Origin of the sequence: Microcoleus sp. FACHB-672 (genome assembly GCF_014695725.1) — a bacterium.
Classification (GTDB): Bacteria; Cyanobacteriota; Cyanobacteriia; order Cyanobacteriales; family Oscillatoriaceae; genus FACHB-68.
This window is the reverse complement of the sequence record NZ_JACJOU010000002.1, coordinates 1-20,288: the sequence shown is the minus strand read 5'-3', so window position 1 is coordinate 20,288 and position 20,288 is coordinate 1. Positions and strand designations below refer to the sequence as shown.

Genomic DNA, 20,288 nt, shown 5'->3' with positions numbered 1-20,288 from the left:
AGTAAGATTTCAAAGTGATCGAGCAAATTTTTCTTAAGGGCACTCAGCCGTTTCAACATCAAGCGCACCATAACAGTGCCGGTTTTTGGCTCACTGATTTTGAAGTCTCCAGTTTTGGCGAAGGCGTCATCTGGCCTACCGTTCCATATCTGTTAACTATTGTATCTGGCTTAGCAGTTCTGCGAACGACTCCTCACTTTGCCGGCGCGCCACTACAGAAACGTACATCTAATTTGCACTAGCCGGCAACCCGCTAAGCGAAGGTGCCTCTCATTTGGCTTGTAAACGAGTCGGCTAAACTCCGTGCATTCCTCACCCCATCTCCCCTTCACCCTATTTCCCCCTCTATTTCATCTGACCCTCTGGGCTAAAATCCATCTGACAGTACATTTTCTAATTGACATAAATTATAAAATATGTAGAGCTTTCTAAATAAGAGACTCCTAGTAAGCATTAATGATGAAATTATCGGCTTTAAGTAACACAAGATACTATTTATGCAGACTATAGAAATCATAGATTATGAAAAACAATCCATTATTAAAAAAAGATATTTTTGTGTTAAGCAGTTAAGCTACCTATTTCCTTCGACCGAGTTCGGCTGTAGTTGCTCAGACTGGACAAGCCGGCAGAAAGAAAATATCATAAGTATATGAAGATTTGCAAAAAAGATGGGCGTTCATTGATAGCGTCGCTTTTAATTAATTTTAATGGGTGCATTTATATAAAGAAATAATTTATTTTTGCTACTTCAAAGTTTTAAATAAAGCACAATTAACCTTAGAGAGATTTTAGAGCTTTGGCCAATGTGGGAAATATTTAAAAACTTCGTTTCACCCAGCCAATTCATGCCTCACGGTCACTGCTATTTGTGGAAAACCCCACTGTTAGCGTTACATCTTGTCAGTGACTTACTAATTGCCCTCGCCTATTTTTCAATCCCGGCAATGCTCATCTATTTCGTGTATAAGCGAAAGGATATGCCGTTTCTAGGGATATTTGTCTTATTTGGAGCGTTTATTATCCTGTGTGGTACAGGACACTTACTTGAGATTTGGACGCTGTGGCACCCAGCTTACTGGTTAACAGGAATCGAGCAAGCTTTAACCGCCTTAGTTTCCTGTTACACAGCCTTACAAATGGTAACGCTGTTGCCTCAATTTTTAGCGCTTCAAACTCCAGACAGACTGGAAGCAATCAATCGGCAACTACAGCAAGAAATTCTGGAACGCCAGCAGACAGAGCAAACCTTACAGAGTATTCTGACAGGGACAGCCTCTGTCACAGGAGAAGAATTTTTCCCAGCCTTAGTGCAGAATTTAGCAACGGCTTTAAACGTTAACTCCGCCTTTGTTGCAGAAGTGGGGAGCGAACAGCCTCAAAGTTTAAAAAGCCTTGCATTCTGGGCCGGCAGCAAAGCAGAGACGAACTTTGAATATAACCTGGCTGGCACTCCCTGCGAGCAGGTTATAGAGCAAGCTAGCTTATGCTACTACCCAGACAAAGTAGGGGAACTCTTCCCCAATGCTGCGGGGTTGAAAGACATGGGAGCAGTATGTTACCTGGGAACGCCCCTGTTAGATGGAAAGCAGCGGGTAATCGGCACACTATGTATTAACAATGACCTGCCCTTAGCAAATGAAGAAAACGCCAAGACGATTATGAAGGTGTTCGCTGCCAGAGCTGCAGCCGAACTCCAGCGAGAGAAAGCAGAACAGGCGCTGCGTCGTGCTTACGAGGAATCAGAAATTCGGGTCAACGAGGCGACCCAAGGACTGCGCCAACGCACCGCTGAGTTAGTACAAGCAAACGCTGTCTTGGAAACACAAATTAACGTAAGAATTGCCGCCGAATCTGCTTTGCGAGAAAGCGGAATTCGCCTGCGAAAGCAACAAGCCGGATTGCTTGAACTCGCAAAAAGTAAGAGCTTATATGCCGGCAATCTTAGTGCCGCTTTAGAAGCCATTACCCAACTGGCAACCCAAATTCTCAACGTCGAACGAGGCAGTGTTTGGCTTTATGAGCAAGATAAATCCTGTTTGTCTTGTGCTGATTTATATGAATTGACACCTAACCGGCATAGCAAGGGGATGATGCTTGCTATGACTGACTATCCCCATTATTTCCAAGCTTTAAAGACAGACCGAGTCATTGCAGCAAGAAACGCTCATACTGATCCTAGAACGCGCGAGTTTAGCACTGCCTATCTAACTCCTTTATCAATTGCCTCCATGTTGGATGTCCCGATTCATTTCAAAGGGCAAATGGTGGGAGTCATTTGTTTAGAACATACGGGAACCGCTCGACACTGGCCAATTGAGGAACAAAATTTTGCCAGTTATTTGGCCTATATGGCTGCCTTAGCGATGGAATCACGAGATCGCAAGCAAGCAGAAGAAATACTGCGTCAAAGCGAAGCCACCAATCGCGCCCTTTTGAATGCGATACCAGACATGATTTTCCGCAGCAGCGCTGATGGCACTTGTATTGATTTCAAGCCGGCCAAAGACATCAAAACTTTTCTCCCTGCCGGCCAATTTCAGGGCAAAACGTTACAAGAAATCTTCCCACCAAATCTTGCTCAGAATCTACGCTCCGCCTGCGATCAAGTGCTTGAAACTGGCGAGATTCAACGCTTAGAGTATGAATTACCCATTGATGACCAACTTCACGATTATGAGGCTCGGATTGTAGCCTGCGGCAGCTCTGAAGTGATCTCTATCGTGCGCGACATCACAGAGCGCAAGCAGGCGGAGTTAGCCTTGCAAGAGAGCGCAGAACGAGAAAAAGCCATCGCCTTCGTGATCCAGCGAATGCGGCAAACCTTAGAAATTGAGACAATCTTTAGCGCCACCACCCAAGAATTACGCCAAGCATTAAACTGCGAACGCGTCGGAGTCTATCGCTTCAACCCAGACTGGAGTGGGGAATTCGTATCAGAATCGGTGGCAGCCGGCTGGAAAGTGCTTGTAGAAGAACAAACTGAACAAAGTGAGCTGACACAAATCGCAGTCAACGGCAGCAATTGCATAGCGAAAACTCTACAAAGCAGCCCTAAATTAATCCAAGACACCTACCTGCAAGAAACTGCCGGCGGAATCTACCAACAAGGAAGCAGCTACAAAAGCATCCCAGACATCTACAAAGCCGGTTTCAATCAATGTTACCTAAAACTGCTAGAGCGATTCCAAGCACGAGCCTACATCATCGTACCTATCTTCTGTAGTAACCAGTTATGGGGATTACTGGCCACCTACCAAAATAGCGGCCCTCGCCACTGGCAATCGGCGGAAATTAAAATGGTCGTTCAGATCGGCGCACAATTGGGAGTGGCTATCCAGCAAGCACAACTGCTTGCCCAAACTCAACAACAATCGGTGGAACTGATGAAAGCTAAAGTTGCCGCCGATAGTGCGAACCGCGCTAAAAGTGAATTCCTGGCCAATATGAGCCACGAATTGAGAACTCCACTCAACGCGATTCTCGGCTTTACTCAACTGATGAACCGAGACTCCAGCTTAAATACAGAACACCGGCAGTCGGTAGGGATTATTTCGCGCAGTGGGGAACATCTGCTGGAATTGATTAACGATGTTTTGGAGATGTCAAAAATTGAGGCAGGGCGAACCACACTGCATGAAAATGAATTTGACCTCTATCGCCTGCTAGACAATCTGTTTGAGTTACTACAAATTAAAGCCAGAGACAAAGGGTTAAACCTAAGTTTTGAACACGCTCAAGACGTGCCGCAATATGTTAAAACCGACGAAAGTAAATTGCGTCAAGTTTTAATTAATTTGCTGGGCAATGCGATTAAATTCACGGAAAAAGGCAGTGTAACCCTGCGTGTTAGCGTTGAATCCATTGTTTCCTCAAAGCTGCCGGTGAGGCTGCGATTTGAAGTGGTCGATACAGGAGTGGGTATTGACCCGAAGGAGTTTGATAAGTTGTTTGAAGCTTTTGGACAAACCAGTTCCGGACTCAAGTCAAGTGCCGGCACGGGTTTGGGTTTACCCATCTCGCAAAAGTTTGTGCAACTAATGGGGGGAAATCTTAGCCTGAGCAGTACGGTTGGGGTGGGCAGTGTGTTTGAGTTTGATATTCAGGTGGTGCCGGTTTTGGGTTCTAATATTGCCCCCACTAAACCAGCTACTGAGAAGATCGTAGGATTAGCCCCCAATCAACCAACCTACCGACTATTGATTGTTGAGGATAAACCAACCAATCGGCTGTTCTTATTCAAAATGTTAACTTCCCTCGGTTTTGAGGTGAAAGAGGCTGAGAACGGCTCTCAAGGTATAACACTGTGGCAAAGCTGGCAACCCCACCTAATCTGGATGGATATGCAGATGCCGGTGATGGATGGCTATGAAGCTACCAAACGCATCAAAGCCACTGAATTGGGTAAATCGACGGTGATTATTGCCTTAACTGCTAGCGCCTTTGAAGAAGATCGCCAAGTAATTTTGGATGCCGGTTGTGATGACTTCATTCGCAAACCGTTCCGAGAACAAGAACTGTTGCTGAAAATCAGCGAACATTTAGGGGTGCAATATATTTACGAAGCTAACAACGTCCCACAGAGCCAACAAGCCGATGCCATCCAGGATGAATTGCTTGGTTGTGCGTTTAAGCTGTCTGCTTCATCGTTACAAGTGATGCCGGCTCATTGGGCGGAACAGCTCTATCATGCCGGCTCTCAAGGCAGCGATTTTTTGATGTTACAACTCATTGAGCAGATTCCACCACAACATTCCTCTCTAGCTATCGCTTTAACTGATTTAGTGGAGAATTTTCGTTTTGATAAAATTATGGAATTATCTCAATCTCCTTTCGTTGAGAAAGCTTAAAAACTAAATAGATAGATTCAAAAATAATCTTATTAAGATTTAACAATAAATTTATCTTTCTTGTTGTTAACAATATAAGCCTCAAAAACTAATTTTTTTTCGAATGGGAGATTAAAAAATTAGGTTAGCATTAAATCAATAAATAAATGGGAGGAAAGGGAAGCTATCATCAAAAAAGTGTCTTCCAGAACTTGATACTAATTAGTTTTTAGCAATCTGTAACTTTAAAAAAAATATGCATATCGGAATGGCCGGCACTTACAACTTAGGTTTAGCAATATTTTCCTTTGCGATCTCGGTCATTGCCTCTTACACCGCCTTAGACTTAGCCGCACGCGTGCGCTCTGCTGTCGAACGGGGACGCCTCTTTTGGCTCCTTGGTGGCGCGGTGGCAATGGGAACCGGCATTTGGTCAATGCACTTCATTGCCATGCTCGCTTTCCAATTACCTGAGTCTGTCAGCTACGATGTTGGGATCACCCTGTTCTCGCTGATGTGCGGGATTCTTGCCTCTAGCATTGCTTTGTGGCTATTGAGTCGCTCTGTTTCAATACCGCTTTTAACCGGCGGTGGTGTATGCATGGGAATAGCTATCGCTTGGATGCACTACACCGGCATGGCAGCAATGCGACTCCAGGCAAGGATAGAGTATGACTGGAGGTTCGTCAGCCTATCCGTTGCCATCGCCATCACCGCCTCTTTTGCCGCCCTTTGGCTAGCTTTTAGGCTACAGAATAAATCCTCAAAAGGACTGATCTGGCAGAAATTCGGCAGCGCCTTGATTATGGGAATAGCCATCAGCGGGATGCACTACACCGGCATGGTGGCGACTCATTTTATTCCCTACAAGCATTTGCCGGTAGAGCAGCCATCAGCAATGAATCAGTCCTGGCTGGCGATGGCCATTGGGATTGCGACTTTATTTATTTTAAGCTTGGCCCTCTTAACGTCTCTGTTCGACCAGCGTTTAGCAGCTTACTTAGTACGGCAGCAAGCCTTGCAAGAAAGTGAAAAACGCTTTCGGATGCTGATCAGCGAAATGGAAGTCGGTGTTTTGCTGCTCAATTCCAATGCCGAAATTGTGATTTGTAATCAGGCCGCGATTAATCTTCTCAAGCTCAAGTCAGAAAATTTAGAACAACAAGTATTTGGTGCAAATAGGCTTTTCCTGCGTGAAGATCTTACACCTTTCTCACTGACAGAACTCCCCGTGCAACAGGCGATTGCTCTGCACCAACCGATTAACAACATAGTCATGGCAATCCAAATAAATTATGAAGAGGAAAAGATAAACGAGGAAAAAAATTCGGCTTCTACCCCTTATCCTTCATGCCCGGTTCGGCAAACATGGCTGTTAGTGAATGCCAGACCGCAACTTGCTGAAGATGGGAGCGTCGAGCGAGTTATTTGCACCCTCAGCGAGATCACAAATCAGAAACAAGCTGAAGCCGCCCTCAGGGAAAGTGAAGAGCGGTTTGCCTTAGCTGTCGAAGGAGTTAACGACGGGATTTGGGACTGGAATCTTCACACCGGCTATGCCTATCTTTCCCCCCGATGGAAAAGTATGTTGGGCTATGAAGATTCAGAAATTGCCAACAACATAGAGTCCTTCAAAAAAGTTTTGCTCCCAGAAGATTCAGATCGAGTGTTTGCAGTGCTGCTTGCCTATTTAGCCAAAAAAATTCCCAACTACGAGGTGGAGTTCCGAGCATTACATAAAGATGGCAGCTATCGTTGGATTCTCACCCGTGGATTAGGCTTGTGGGATGTAACCGGCCAACCCTACCGTGTAGCCGGTTCCCATACCGATATTACCGAACGCAAGCAGAGAGAAGCGGCACTGCAATTAATTGCTGAGGGGACAGCTTCTGCAGCCGGTAATGAGTTCTTTCGCTCTTGTGTCCGCTATCTCGCCCAAATTTTGGGAGTTCGTTACGCCTTAGTCTCCCAATTTGCCGATCATACCCACACTAAATTGCGAACCTTAGCATTCTGGATGGGCGAAGACTTTGGCGAAAATTTCGACTACGAGTTAGCCGGCACCCCTTGCGAAAATGTCGTGGAAGGAATCGTTCGCTTTTACCCGTCAGGACTGCAACAACTTTTTCCAACTCACCAAGCTTTGGTTCAATTAGGCGCACAAAGCTACTGGGGAATTCCGCTCCGAGATTCTGACGGCAATACAATCGGCAATTTAGCTGTTCTCGACGTGCAGCCAATGGCTCACGAGCCAGGCAAAGAAATGATTTTACAAATTTTTGTTGCCAGAGCAGGAGTAGAACTAGAGCGTAAATTAGCAGACGACTTGCTGACAAAAAGAGCCGAAATGGACAGTTTGCTCAGCCGTATTTCCCGGATCTTCATTGACGAAAACCTAGACAATGCCATAGATTTTACCCTGCAAGCCGTGGGTGAGTTCCTGGGGAGCGAGCGCACCTATCTTTTCCGTTACTGCGACAACCAGCGCTACTTAATGATGACCCACGAGTGGTGCGACAAAGAAATTAAGCCATTGATTAATAAGTTCCAACTGTGGCCGATTGAGACTGATGTGTGGGGTCACAGCCAGCTATTGAGTGGCAAAACTGTTCAAATCCCCGCCGAGTTCTTACTCACAAATGCCGCAGCAGCCGATCAAGAAGTTATATCCTTTCAGTCTCGGCTTGCCGTTCCCACGCTTTACTCTGACAAGGTTTTAGGCTTTATGGGTCTCGATGCGGTTCACGCCTCAAAGCTGTGGAGCCAAGAAGAGATTAATTTGTTGAAATTAGTCAACGAGTTCATCGCCATCAGTCAGGCACGTCAAGAAGCACAAGCGGCACTGCAACACACCAATAGCCGATATAAGAATTTGGCAGAGAACGTACCGGGGATGATTTATCAATTTATTCTCTACCCCGATGGTTCAAGAGCTTTTCTATATGCCAGCGCCGGCAGCCGCGAAATCTTTGGGCTAGAACCAGAGGCGGTGGTAGAGAATGCTAGCGCGTCTTGGAAGCTGACGCATCCGGATGATATTGACAGTCTCAATCGCTCAATTGCAATTTCAGCACAGACGCTTAAACCTTGGGATTGCATCTGGCGAGTTTTCGTTGCCGGCGAACTCAAATGGCTACGAGGCAACGCTCGGCCTGACCCGCAACCGAATGGCAGTATTATCTGGGATGGTTTAGTGATTGACATCACAGACCGCAAGCAGGCGGAGTTAGCCCTACAAGAGAGCGCAGAACGAGAAAAAGCCATTGCCTTCGTGATTCAGCGAATGCGGCAAACCTTAGAAATCGATTCAATATTTAGCGCCACTACCCAAGAGTTGCGCCAAGCATTAAACTGCGAACGCGTCGCAGTCTATCGGTTCAACCCAGACTGGAGTGGGGAATTCGTATCAGAATCGGTGGCAGCCGGCTGGAAAGTGCTTGTAGAAGAACAAAAGCAGCAATCTGATCTCAAGAAAGTCGCGGTTGATAAAGCCGATTGTGTCGCTCCAATCTTGGGGAGGGAAGATAGCACAGTAAACGACACTTACCTACAAGAAACTGCCGGCGGAATCTATAAACAAGGACGCAGTTACACGTGCGTACCAGACATCTACAAAGCCGGCTTCGATCAATGTTACCTGGAACTCTTAGAACGATTCCAAGCACGAGCCTACATCATCGTGCCCATCTTCTGTAGTAACCAGTTATGGGGATTACTGGCCACCTACCAAAATAGCGGCCCTCGCCACTGGCAATCGGCGGAAATTAAAATGGTCGTTCAGATCGGCGCACAATTGGGAGTGGCTATCCAGCAAGCACAACTGCTTGCCCAAACTCAACAACAATCGGTGGAACTGATGAAAGCTAAAGTTGCCGCCGATAGTGCGAACCGCGCCAAAAGTGAATTCTTGGCTAATATGAGCCACGAATTGAGAACTCCACTCAATGCGATTCTCGGCTTTACTCAACTGATGAACCGAGACTCCAGCTTAAATACAGAACACCGGCAGTCGGTAGGGATTATTTCGCGCAGTGGGGAACATCTGCTGGAATTGATTAACGATGTTTTGGAGATGTCAAAAATTGAGGCAGGGCGAACCACACTGCATGAAAATGAATTTGACCTCTATCGCCTGCTAGACAATCTGTTTGAGTTACTACAAATTAAAGCCAGAGACAAAGGGTTAAACCTAAGTTTTGAACACGCTCAAGACGTGCCGCAATATGTTAAAACCGACGAAAGTAAATTGCGTCAAGTTTTAATTAATTTGCTGGGCAATGCGATTAAATTCACGGAAAAAGGCAGTGTAACCCTGCGTGTTAGCGTTGAATCCATTGTTTCCTCAAAGCTGCCGGTGAGGCTGCGATTTGAAGTGGTCGATACAGGAGTGGGTATTGACCCGAAGGAGTTTGATAAGTTGTTTGAAGCTTTTGGACAAACCAGTTCCGGACTCAAGTCAAGTGCCGGCACGGGTTTGGGTTTACCCATCTCGCAAAAGTTTGTGCAACTAATGGGGGGAAATCTTAGCCTGAGCAGTACAGTTGGGGTGGGCAGTGTGTTTGAGTTTAATATTCAGGTGGTGCCGGTTTTGAGTTGTGAACTCAATTCTACAGAATCGGCCACTGAGAAGATCGTGGGGTTAGCCCCCAACCAACCTACCTACCGACTATTGATTGTTGAGGATAAACCAACCAATCGGCTGTTCTTATTCAAAATGTTAACTTCCCTCGGTTTTGAGGTGAAAGAGGCTGAGAACGGTTCTCAAGGTATAACACTGTGGCAAAGCTGGCAACCCCACCTAATCTGGATGGATATGCAGATGCCGGTGATGGATGGCTATGAAGCTACCAAACGCATCAAAGCCACTGAATTAGGTAAATCGACTGTGATTATTGCCTTAACTGCTAGCGCCTTTGAAGAAGATCGCCAAGTAATTTTGGATGCCGGTTGTGATGACTTCGTTCGCAAACCGTTCCGAGAACAGGAAATGCTGCTAAAAATCAGCCAACATTTAGGGGTGCGCTATCTCTATGAAACTCCAGCCAACGAGTGTTCTAGAGCCGGTTTTACCCCAGAAGGGCGCCCCATTTCAACACGGTTGGAGCCGTCTGGTTTGCAAGTGATGCCGGCACATTGGGTGCAACAGCTCTATCATGCTGCTTCTCAAGGTAGCGATTTGTTGCTGTTGGAACTGATTGAGCAAATTCCTAAAGAAAATGCCGCGCTGGCTATCGCTTTAACTGACTTAGTGGACAATTTTCGTTTTGATAAAATTATGCAATTATCTCAACCGGCTTTGGGCTAGAATCGGGAGATTGAGAGGGACGGTGGGATTTTTTACCATTTACCACATCAATGAGCAGCATTAAATCAATAATTTCAACAAACTTGAGATGAATTCTTATCAGGTTGACCTTACCCAAAAAGACATCCTCATTGTTGACGACACCCCTGAAAACTTACGTCTTCTCTCTACCATGCTCAATGGTCAGGGGTATAACGTTCGCAAAGCGTTAAGTGGGCAGATGGCGTTGACTGCTGTGCAAACGCTTGTACCCGATCTGATTTTGCTCGATATTAAGATGCCGGTGATGGATGGCTATGAAGTCTGTGAAAAGCTCAAAGCAGAGTTGGAGACCTCCAAAATTCCGGTAATTTTCCTGAGTGCTTCTAATGAGGCTATTAATAAAGTCCAAGCTTTTGCAGTCGGAGGTGCAGACTATATTACCAAGCCTTTTCAAATAGAAGAAGTATTAGTCCGTGTTCAAAATCAACTAGCGCTAAGAGCAGCAGAAATCCAAAATCAACAACTTAACATCTTACTCGAAGAGCGAGTGAGAGAGCGCACCCATCAGCTAGAAGTCACTAATCAAGAACTGAAACGGGAGATTATCGAGCGCAAGCTCCTCGAAGATAAACTGCTGAAGATGGCACATTATGACGCTCTCACGAGTTTGCCTAACCGCGTTTTATTTATGGAGCGTTTAGAACAGACGCTCAACTATGCTAAACAATATTCACACTATCAGTTTGCTGTCTTGTTTCTTGATTGCGACCGTTTTAAAGTCGTCAATGATTCTCTTGGTCATTTAGCCGGCGATGAACTGTTGGTTGCTCTTGCACGTCGCGTAGAAGGATTACTGAGCAAAAACGATACGATCGCTCGGTTGGGTGGTGATGAGTTTGCGTTCCTCCTAACAGAAGTTGAAGCACTCAATTGTGCTACTCAAGTAGCTGGGCGAATACTTAAAGCGTTCTCTTTACCCTTTCCACTGAAACGACAAGAAGTGTTTATTAATGCCAGTATAGGCATCGCTTTGGGAAATTGTAGTTACGAGCAGCCTGAACATTTGTTGCGGGATGCAGATACAGCAATGTACCGCGCGAAGACTTCCGGAAAAGGTCAATATCGCGTTTTTGAGCCGGCAATGCACGATGCAGCCGTCGAAAGTTTGCATCTCGAAACGGATCTTCGCAGAGCTGTTAATCAACAAGAACTGATCCTCCACTATCAGCCAATTATTGCGCTCAACACCGGCACCATTGTTGGGTTTGAAGCTTTAGTGCGCTGGCATCACCGGCAGCGGGGGCTGATTCCTCCCGGAGCATTTATTCCTCTAGCAGAAGAAACAGGTTTAATTAATCCGATTGGCACTTGGGTTTTACGCGAAGCTTGCCGTCAGCTTCACCTCTGGAATCAGGCAAGACTCACAAAATATCCCCTGACGATGAGTGTCAATCTTTCGGTGCGCCAGTTTGCTCAACCAGACTTAATTGAACAAATCGATCAAATTCTAAAGGAAACGCAACTTGATCCCCACACCATCAAACTAGAAATTACCGAAAGTGTAATTATGGATAATGCTAAATCCGCCGCTAATGTTCTCCAAAAACTAAGAGAACGGCACATCGAGTTGAGTATTGACGACTTCGGAACGGGTTACTCTTCTCTGAGTTACCTCCATTCCTTTCCCGTTGATAACCTCAAAATTGACCGCGCCTTCGTGCGCCACATGGATGGAAACCCAGATAATTTAGGACTTGTCCCAGCCATTATGAGCATTGCCGAGGCATTTAAAATGAATGTAATTGCAGAAGGCATTGAAACAGGGGAACAGTTAGCTCAATTAAGGAATCTTAACTGTAGCTTTGGTCAAGGTTACTTATTTTCTAAACCTTTGGCAGAAAAACAAGCAACTGACCTGATTATATCAGCACCTCACTGGTGAAAGATGTTTGAAGGTTTAGTGGCTGGTGCCGGTGTAGAAGAGTTGGGTACAGTTTTACTGGCTACAGACGTTCAAAATGCTGTGTGTGGAGCTAAACCTATACAACCAGAGGGGTAACCATTTTAAATTGTTCGCGCCAAATCAAATGCCAGCAATTTTTTGACCTCAGCATGGGCATTGCCAATCTAATACGCAAACATGGAATTTTCCCAGCAGAAGCCCTGCTAGTGACTGCGGGTAAGGCGCTTGATCAAGCTAAAGAAATAAGTCATAACACTTAGTTATATAAGTTAATTATTTTTTGTCAAACTGCTAATCATAGCAATTCTTTAGTTAATGATATCAGATAAAATAAACTCTGAAAACAGTTTTTTATGAACTCTAAATTTTCTTAATTCACCTTTCTATGTTAAGCCAAATGATTCACCATCCGCACAGTCTTCAAAAACCTGATATTTTGATTGTTGACGACACACCGGATAATATTCGCTTTTTATCTTCTATTTTGGTAGAACAGGGCTATAGTGTTCGTAAAGCAATTAATGGCAAAATGGCATTAACTGCCGCAAAAACCGTTACGCCTGATCTAATTTTATTAGATATTAATATGCCGGAAATGAACGGCTATGAAGTTTGTGAGGTTTTAAAAAAAGACGATGAAACTCGCACAATTCCAGTGATTTTTTTAAGTGCATTGGATGATGTTTTAGATAAAGTAAAAGCGTTTCAGGTTGGAGGCGTAGATTATATTACTAAGCCTTTTCATCTTGAAGAAATTTTAGTTCGGATTCAAAATCAACTAACTATCCAAACTCTGCAAAATAAGCTTCAAACTCAAAACACACAGCTTAAAAACGCTTTAACGGAACTCAAAACAACTCAAGCTCAACTAATTCATAAAGAAAAAATGCTCAGCTTGAGCCAGTTGGTTGCTGGAATTGCTCACGAAATTAATAACCCGATTAGCTTTATTGCCGGTAATCTTACTCCTGCCCGTCAATATATTAAAGAATTGCTAAAATTGCTCGATCTTTATCAGCAAGAATATCCCAATCCTTCAGTTTCTATCCAAGAGGCTATTCAACAAATTGACCTGACTTTCCTAGTTGTCGATCTTGAAAAACTAATCAGTTCAATGCAAACGGGAGTTGATCGCGTCCACACAATCATCCTAGCATTACGCATTTTTTCCCGCTTGGGTGAATCGGATATTAAAGCTGTAGATATTCATGAGGGAATTGATAGTGCTTTAGTTCTGTTGCAGCCGCAACTCAGGCAGGAAGGAAGCCGAGCTGAAATTAAAGTGATCAAAAACTATGGAAATTTACCTTTAATTACCTGTTATGCTAGCCAGATGAATCAAGTATTTCTAAATCTTTTAAAGAATGCCGTAGACGCTCTAGAGCTAGGTATAGGAAAAGATTTTCCAGAATCTTCTCCTCCAACGATTTGGATTAGCACTGAGTTAACCGGCTTAGAGAGTATTACGATTAGAGTTAAAGATAATGGTGCCGGGATTAGCGAAGAAGTGCAATCTCGTTTGTTTGATCCCTTTTTTACAACGAAGGAGGTGGGGAAAGGAAGTGGATTAGGGTTATCAACAAGCTATCAAATTGTGGTGGAAAAGCATAAAGGGAAATTAACCTGTAATTCATTTCCAGAAAAGGGTGCGGAGTTTGTGGTAGAAATTCCTGTATATCTTATCAAAAAATAAAAGTTTGATGAGATCTAGTAAATTAGACGCTCGATTAAGTTCGTGTCGCAGCTTTTTGATTATTTAAAAGTTTATTTTTTTAACCGGCCTATTCTTGAGGCACCGGCAAGCCCCAGTATGCTGCCCGTTCTCGCAACCAACCTTCTGCTGTCCACTGGCGAATTGCATTATGCACTCGCACGCGAAGCGGGGAATATTGCAATCCTTTTGGCATCACGATAGATAGCGGTTCAGCAGATAGGAGAAACGGTAAAATCTGGTAATCTGGATACTCTTGCACCCAGCCGGCAAGGACGCTGGCATCGCCGGCAAAGACACTGGCTTCACCGCTTTCTATTAGCATTCGCCCTGCTTCATAAGAATCTACGCCAATGAGTTTGGCATTGGGGAGAAAATACAGAACATTGGCAATTGAGTCAGAGTTATCTAACATAACAATGGTCTGTTTTCCCACGTCCTCTAACCGGCTTACCGAAGCATTTTTCGTGACAAAGCCGGTGCCATCCATATAGTAGGGAACGCTAAAATCAACCACCCGGCCCCGCGTTTCGGTTGCAGTCACGCCGGCAATGGTAATATCGACTTGGCCATTTAACACAACAGAAAGCCGATCCTGATTGGCTACCGGCTGCAATTCCACCGCATCAGGGCTTCCTAACACCTCTGCCGCCAGTCGGCGGGCAATATCAATTTCCAGCCCTTGCAAGTTGCCGGCGCTGTCTCTAAAGCCCAAGGGCGGCAAATTATCCTTCACGGCAACAATGAACCGGCCCCGCTTTTTGATAGCTTTCATTTCTGCTGCCGCTACGGGTGCCGGTGGTGTAAAGACTGCCGGCATTACACTCAAGCACAATGCCAGAGCGATTAAAAATAAGAAATTAAAACTTAAAAATTGAAGAGACTTTTTCCTCATTTTTATTTCTCAATCGTTTCCAGTAGAGACAGTTCGCTGACGCACCTCTACTGGAAACGGGGTAAGGGAGAAATTTTTACTTGACCTGGCTGGCCATTTCCACCACTTTGGTGAAGCTTTCAGCATCAAGAACTGCCAATTGAGCCAACATTTTGCGGTTGATTTGAATATTTGCTTTCTTCAAATTCCCCATAAACTGGCTGTAGCTCATGCCATGTTGACGCGTTGCTGCGTTGATGCGGGCGATCCACAGACGCCGGAAATCCCGCTTGCGCTTTTTGCGATCACGGTAGGCGCTACGCAACGCCTTCATTACCTGCTGATTAGCTGTGCGGAAGAGTTTCGAGTGAGACCCCCGAAATCCTTTGGCTATTTTGAGAATTTTTTTGCGGCGTTTGCGGGCTACATTACCGCGTTTAACTCGTGTCATGGCTAGTTGGTTACGTGTTAGTTGCTAGAGTTCAGGGTTCAGTTGCCAGCTCTCCGTTGTCAGTTGTAAGCTCAAGCCTCAAAGCCGGCTGACAACTGAGCGCTGACTGACTTATAAATAGGGGAGCATCAAGCGCACATTGTCTGCGTCACGTTCATCCACCACAGCCATTTTGGAAAGAGTATTCTTGCGCGTTGTACTCTTGTGCTGTAGCAAGTGACTTTTGAAAGCTTTGCGGCGCATAATTTTGCCGCTGCCGGTCGCTCTAAAACGCTTGGCGGCTGCTTTGCGAGTTTTTAGTTTAGGCATTGTCTAGAGTTGATTAGACACAATCGACAAGCATATCACTTATTTTGAATTTTTGCACAAATCGCAGCCGGGGTCAGGATGAGCCGGCATTTGAGGAGGCGCAGCCTAGGCAGAAAAATGAGAAAGTTTTAAGTTCGGCAGCCGAGGAAACTTTCTGGCAAGATTAAGTGGGTAGCTGATAACTTTTAAGAGATAGCCAAGCGCTCACTCAGAAATTTGATTTCCCGTTACCTCATTGATTCTGGAGACTCTGATGCTGCGATTAGAACATATTAGTAAAATCTATCCCACGGGCGAAGTTCTGAAAGACGTGAGCTGGGAGGTTAAACCAGGCGATCGGATCGGGTTGGTTGGGGTCAACGGTGCCGGCAAGTCCACCCAACTGAAAATCATTGCCGGTGAAATTGAACCGAGTGCCGGTGAAATCGTTCGTCCTGCGAGTTTACACATCGCCTATTTAACTCAAGAATTTGAAGTTGAACCCACACGCACAGTACGCGAAGAGTTTTGGACGGTGTTTAAGGAAGCAAATGACGTGCAGCACGCGCTCGCGCAGGTACACCATGAAATGCAAACAGCCAATCCCGAAAGACTGGATAAACTGATTCATCAAATGGATCGCCTGCAACGTCAATTTGAAGGCTTAGACGGATATGGACTCGACGCTCGAATTGAGAAAATATTGCCAGAAATGGGATTTGAACCCGAAGATGGCGAGCGTTTAGTTAGTGCCTTCAGTGGCGGCTGGCAGATGCGGATGAGTTTAGGAAAAATCCTGCTGCAAAGTCCCGATCTTCTGCTGCTAGATGAACCGACGAACCACCTAGATTTAGAAACCATTGAATGGTTGGAAACCTATCTCAAAGGGTTAACGATTCCAATGGTAATCGTCGCTCATGACCGAGCCTTTTTAGACCGGCTGTGTACCCAAATTGTCGAAACCGAGCGCGGCGTTTCTACCACCTACTCGGGCAATTATACGGCTTATTTAAACCAAAAAGCAGAGCTAAAAGAAGCCCAACTCAGCGCTTACGAGCGCCAGCAAAAAGAACTCGAACAGCAGCAAGCTTTCGTGGATCGGTTCCGTGCCAGCGCCACTCGCAGCACGCAAGCCAAAAGCCGCGAGAAACAACTGGATAAAATTGAGCGCATCGACGCACCTGTTGCAGATGTCCGCAGCTTGCGCTTCCAATTTCCTAACCCCCCGCGCAGTGGTCGTGAAGTCGTCATTATCAAAGATTTAGTTCATACTTATGGCGAAAAAATCTTGTTTTTAGGCGCAGATTTGCTGATTGAGCGGGGAGATCGCGTGGCTTTCTTGGGGCCAAATGGATCAGGAAAATCCACCTTGCTGCATCTGATCATGGAGATGGAAAAACCCAGCGAAGGCACGGTGACACTCGGCGAGCATAACGTTATTCCCAGTTACTTTGAGCAAAATCAAGCGGAAGCTTTAGATTTGAATCGAACCGTCATGGAAACGATTCATGATGAAGTTCCAGACTGGAAAAATGAAGAAGTCCGTACCCTTTTAGGGCGCTTTCTATTCACCGGCGATACGGTTTTCAAAAAAGTAGCGGCGCTTAGTGGGGGAGAAAAAGCTCGGCTAGCTTTAGCAAAAATGCTGCTACGACCGGCTAATTTACTGATTTTGGATGAGCCGACAAATCACTTAGATATTCCAGCCAAAGAAATGCTGGAGGAAGCCCTGCAAAATTATGAGGGAACAGTGATTCTCGTTTCCCACGACCGATATTTTATCTCCAAAGTTGCTAACAAAATTGTTGAGATTCGCGAAGGCGAATTGCGCGAGTACCTGGGAGACTATCAGTATTATTTGAACAAGATTGAAGAGGAAAAGGAGAAAGTTCGTCAAGAGAAGATAGCCGCAGAAAAAGCAGCAAAGGATGCGGCAAAGCGAGAAAAGCAGAAGACGAAAAAGGATGGGGCGAAAAAGTAAGTGGGCGTTTAATGGGATGTTAATTTTTGGGTTGACTTTTGCCTAAAAGTGTGGGTGTAGGGGCGTGAACCCGTAAGGGAGCCGGGGGGGTTTAACCCTACATTCATTGGGCAACCGGCTAATTGTATTTGCCCAGTAGGTTGGCTGTGGTAGCTTGAAAGCGGCGAGTTTAAAAAAATCCTTGACACAAACAACCCAATTGCTACCCCCGTTCCTAGAACGGCTCGTGCAGAAATCCCCGGCCATTCTCCCACAAGCGGAGCTGGCAGCACGCATTAATAGCTCCCATCAGCAGTGCGTGGCATTTCCCACAATAGGGCTGCTACACGCCCGCAACGCCGGAGAATGGCTTTTACAAGCTCAGGAGCAACTGACTCCTGAAGGGTGGCTTTCCTGGCTGAAGGAATGTTGCACCGTCTCGGAACGAACTGCCCAAACCTATATGCAAATAGCTAGAGGCTGGCCAAAATTAGTGCCATCTCCCGCCATTCTGCCGGCAAGCGAAACGAGTGCCTTGGCGCTGAGAGATCGTGAGCGAGCTGAGCTTTCTTCTAATGTTGAGGAACCCATTCAAATTGCTGCTACTTTAGAGCCGGCACCCCCCATTTCTCCCAAAGAAACCTTGTTGCCGGCAACCGATACTCTCACCTTTTTTATTCCAGGTGGTGTAGTTCCCAAAGCCCGCCCTAGAGTCACGGCTAACGGTACATTTTTACCCCCCCGTTATCGGGCGTGGCGAAATCATGCGGAAGTTGAAATTTTTAAGCAGTTGGGCGAAAAAAGTTCGCTGCCGGTGCTTCCCCTTCAGCGGGCAGCCGTCAAAGTTCGTTTAATTGGAAAACATCGAATGAACGCAGATGGAGACAATATTGTTGGCAGTTGTCTTGATTCTCTGGTTGCTGCCGGCGTCATCAAAAATGACAATCTTTCCTACATTCCTGAAATTTATTTTAAATTAATTCCTCAAGGAACCCAAGGCGTTCAAATTACCTTACTTCCACTTCCCAGCCCAGAAAGTGCCAAGTAAGCTGGAGCAAGAAACTTTGCCGGCTAAAAACCCCTCTTTGCACTCCTTTATGTTGAAAAAGCACCTGTGAATAGAAGCTCATGAGCGACAATCAGTGTGCATCTGCAAACATCCGGAATTGCTCACTATCAATTCGGCCTGCTTGATGTAAAGTTTCAGCGATTTCAGAAATGCCTAAAACAGAATGAGCGCGATATCCTTTCTCGTGTAACCGATCTTTTACGCCCTTTTCATGATCGATAAACACCACAATATCTTCCACCTTCAAACCGGCAGACTGAAGTTTCTCCGCACCTTCCATCGCACTTTTTCCACTAATCAGAATGTCATCCACTACCACAATCTTTTCCCCTGGATGGAAATTCCCCTCAATCACCCGTCCACTTCCATAAGCTTTCGCCTCTTTGCGAGGAAAAATCATCGGACGCTTCAAGCGCAGTGCTAAGCCGGTTGCAGTAGGTAAGGAACCATAAGGAATGCCGGCGATTCTGTCAAATTCAAGGTGTTGAATAATTTCAGCGTAAGCGCTTAAAATTTGATGGAAAATTTGCGGCTGGGAAATAATTTTTCGCAAATCAATGTAATAGGGAAATATTGCTCCAGAGGCTTGGACGTGCTCGCCAAACGTAATGCAGCCAATGTCATAAAGTTGCAAGATCAAATCCCGGTGGGCAGAATGCTGTAAAAAACAAACATCTGGCAGCCATAAGTCACAGGTGGGGCTTCCCTCCATAACTTTAAACCGCTCCTCATTAATTGTGTCGCGTAACGCCCTCAGTTCCTCAGCCGGCTGTTCGCTTGCCAACAAATGTGGAGGTGCCGGCAGCAACAAGCCGTCCCCATAAGCATTCAAACCGGCACCCAGCATCTTCGCCAGATCCCGATCATCTCGCCAGCCTCCCTCCAGTAAAATTGGGCGTTCCGGGACTTCCCCACGGATGCGGGCCAAAATTTCCGGTGTCGCTGCACCCACTTCTAAGCCTAGTTGTTCAGGAGTCCCCCAGGTTTTCGCTGCCTGCACCAAGTGTAAATAAAAGGGCAATTCTTGACCTGGATATTCCTGCAACTCTGCCGCCGAAGAATTGGCGGTGGCACAAAGAACAAACACTGCTTTGCCGGGATAAACCAAAAAGGGGGCAACCTGATCAAGGCCGGCATAAGGGCTTAAGGTGCAAGCATCCACACCCCACTCTTGAAACACTGTTCGAGCAAAAACTGTGCTGGTGTTGAGGTCGCTGTGCTTGGCATCTAAAATTACTGGAATCAGCGCTGGAATAGCGGCTAAGGTTTGCTGGAGCAATTCTAATCCCGGAACACCAAGCGCCTGGTAAAAGCCGAGGGTGAGTTTGTAAGCGCAAACGAAACCTGCGGTTTGGGCGATGGAGTCTTGTAACCAGTCCCGCAGACCTGTCAGGAGATGGTCGCTGTCGGTGCCGGTGTGATATCGCTGAGGCAAAGTCTCTGGATCGGGGTCAAGTCCTGCGTACAGTAAGCTTTGATTGCGTTCAATAGCATAAAGCAATTTGTCGAAGAAGTTCATGGGGTTTTCCTCTACGGGAGTTGCCGGCCTCTTTAACGCAACACGCTACAGGAACGCGATGGGGCACAGCTTACAGCAAACTTATATTCTTTCGATCTATTGAATCTTAGATAAGTTAATCAAAACACAGGTACAAGTAAAAATAATGTTTAAAATGTTGCTAAATGTAAAGAAAGATGAGTAATATAATATTCAAGCAGGCAAACACCTGCCCAACATCATAAGCACCTCGAAAAATCAATAGCAATCATAAACAAATGACCACAACTCTCCAACGCCGCGAAAGCGCCAACGTTTGGGAACGGTTCTGCGAGTGGGTCACATCAACCGAAAACCG

12 protein-coding genes are annotated in these 20,288 nt (G+C 45.7%); 8 read left to right on the top strand and 4 right to left on the bottom strand.

Annotated elements, in window-relative coordinates:
• The first annotated feature begins 14 nt into the window (after positions 1 to 14).
• From H6F56_RS00125 to H6F56_RS00105, 5 genes are all read left to right on the top strand, one after another.
• Positions 15 to 242: a hypothetical protein gene (locus tag H6F56_RS00125; protein WP_190664802.1), complete on the top strand. Its 228-nt coding sequence runs from the start codon at positions 15 to 17 to the stop codon at positions 240 to 242.
• 564 nt (positions 243 to 806) lie between these two features.
• The gene (locus tag H6F56_RS26030; RefSeq protein ID WP_242031819.1) at positions 807 to 4,850 is read left to right on the top strand and encodes a GAF domain-containing protein; all 4,044 of its coding nucleotides are present in this window, start codon (positions 807 to 809) and stop codon (positions 4,848 to 4,850) included.
• 235 nt (positions 4,851 to 5,085) lie between these two features.
• Positions 5,086 to 10,134: an MHYT domain-containing protein gene (locus tag H6F56_RS00115; RefSeq protein ID WP_190664801.1), complete on the top strand. Its 5,049-nt coding sequence runs from the start codon at positions 5,086 to 5,088 to the stop codon at positions 10,132 to 10,134.
• 88 nt (positions 10,135 to 10,222) lie between these two features.
• Positions 10,223 to 12,058 (top strand): GGDEF domain-containing response regulator, encoded by a 1,836-nt coding sequence (locus H6F56_RS00110; RefSeq protein WP_190664800.1) that lies wholly within the window; start codon positions 10,223 to 10,225, stop codon positions 12,056 to 12,058.
• A gap of 406 nt (positions 12,059 to 12,464) precedes the next feature.
• The gene (locus H6F56_RS00105; protein ID WP_190664799.1) at positions 12,465 to 13,772 is read left to right on the top strand and encodes a sensor histidine kinase; all 1,308 of its coding nucleotides are present in this window, start codon (positions 12,465 to 12,467) and stop codon (positions 13,770 to 13,772) included.
• Between the two features lie 88 nt (positions 13,773 to 13,860).
• Here H6F56_RS00105 and H6F56_RS00100 read toward each other — a convergent pair whose 3' ends face one another.
• The 3 genes from H6F56_RS00100 to rpmI form a co-directional block, all read right to left on the bottom strand.
• The gene (locus H6F56_RS00100; RefSeq protein WP_199312498.1) at positions 13,861 to 14,685 is read right to left on the bottom strand and encodes a transporter substrate-binding domain-containing protein; all 825 of its coding nucleotides are present in this window, start codon (positions 14,683 to 14,685) and stop codon (positions 13,861 to 13,863) included.
• A 76-nt stretch (positions 14,686 to 14,761) separates the two neighbouring features.
• The gene (rplT, locus tag H6F56_RS00095) at positions 14,762 to 15,115 is read right to left on the bottom strand and encodes a 50S ribosomal protein L20 (RefSeq protein WP_190664798.1); all 354 of its coding nucleotides are present in this window, start codon (positions 15,113 to 15,115) and stop codon (positions 14,762 to 14,764) included.
• 111 nt (positions 15,116 to 15,226) lie between these two features.
• Positions 15,227 to 15,424, bottom strand: coding sequence for a 50S ribosomal protein L35 (gene rpmI, locus H6F56_RS00090; RefSeq protein WP_190664797.1), 198 nt, complete (start codon positions 15,422 to 15,424; stop codon positions 15,227 to 15,229).
• Positions 15,425 to 15,468: 44 nt separating this feature from the next.
• Between rpmI and H6F56_RS26670 the strand changes: the two genes are divergently transcribed.
• The 3 genes from H6F56_RS26670 to H6F56_RS00080 all read left to right on the top strand — a co-directional run bounded on the left by H6F56_RS26670 (position 15,469) and on the right by H6F56_RS00080 (position 18,411).
• Positions 15,469 to 15,591: a hypothetical protein gene (locus H6F56_RS26670; RefSeq protein ID WP_255513655.1), complete on the top strand. Its 123-nt coding sequence runs from the start codon at positions 15,469 to 15,471 to the stop codon at positions 15,589 to 15,591.
• 86 nt (positions 15,592 to 15,677) lie between these two features.
• Entirely contained in the window at positions 15,678 to 17,384 is a 1,707-nt protein-coding gene (locus H6F56_RS00085; RefSeq protein WP_190664796.1) for an ABC-F family ATP-binding cassette domain-containing protein, read from the top strand.
• Positions 17,385 to 17,565: 181 nt separating this feature from the next.
• Positions 17,566 to 18,411 (top strand): RusA family crossover junction endodeoxyribonuclease, encoded by an 846-nt coding sequence (locus H6F56_RS00080; protein ID WP_190664795.1) that lies wholly within the window; start codon positions 17,566 to 17,568, stop codon positions 18,409 to 18,411.
• 91 nt (positions 18,412 to 18,502) lie between these two features.
• Here the strand turns inward: H6F56_RS00080 and H6F56_RS00075 are convergent, their stop codons facing one another.
• Positions 18,503 to 19,951, bottom strand: a complete 1,449-nt coding sequence (locus H6F56_RS00075; RefSeq protein ID WP_190664794.1) for a bifunctional orotidine-5'-phosphate decarboxylase/orotate phosphoribosyltransferase — start codon at positions 19,949 to 19,951, stop codon at positions 18,503 to 18,505.
• Positions 19,952 to 20,288: the final 337 nt, after the last annotated feature.

Bases quoted from the DNA above. Each gene is read 5' to 3' on its own strand.
- rplT (WP_190664798.1), bottom strand. From the start codon at position 15,115: ATGACACGAGTTAAACGCGGTAATGTAGCCCGCAAACGCCGCAAAAAA.
- H6F56_RS00075 (WP_190664794.1), bottom strand. From the start codon at position 19,951: ATGAACTTCTTCGACAAATTGCTTTATGCTATTGAACGCAATCAAAGC.
- H6F56_RS00085 (WP_190664796.1), top strand. From the start codon at position 15,678: ATGCTGCGATTAGAACATATTAGTAAAATCTATCCCACGGGCGAAGTT.
- H6F56_RS00100 (WP_199312498.1), bottom strand. From the start codon at position 14,685: ATGAGGAAAAAGTCTCTTCAATTTTTAAGTTTTAATTTCTTATTTTTA.
- H6F56_RS00105 (WP_190664799.1), top strand. From the start codon at position 12,465: ATGTTAAGCCAAATGATTCACCATCCGCACAGTCTTCAAAAACCTGAT.
- H6F56_RS00115 (WP_190664801.1), top strand. From the start codon at position 5,086: ATGCATATCGGAATGGCCGGCACTTACAACTTAGGTTTAGCAATATTT.
- H6F56_RS00110 (WP_190664800.1), top strand. From the start codon at position 10,223: ATGAATTCTTATCAGGTTGACCTTACCCAAAAAGACATCCTCATTGTT.
- rpmI (WP_190664797.1), bottom strand. From the start codon at position 15,424: ATGCCTAAACTAAAAACTCGCAAAGCAGCCGCCAAGCGTTTTAGAGCG.
- H6F56_RS26030 (WP_242031819.1), top strand. From the start codon at position 807: ATGTGGGAAATATTTAAAAACTTCGTTTCACCCAGCCAATTCATGCCT.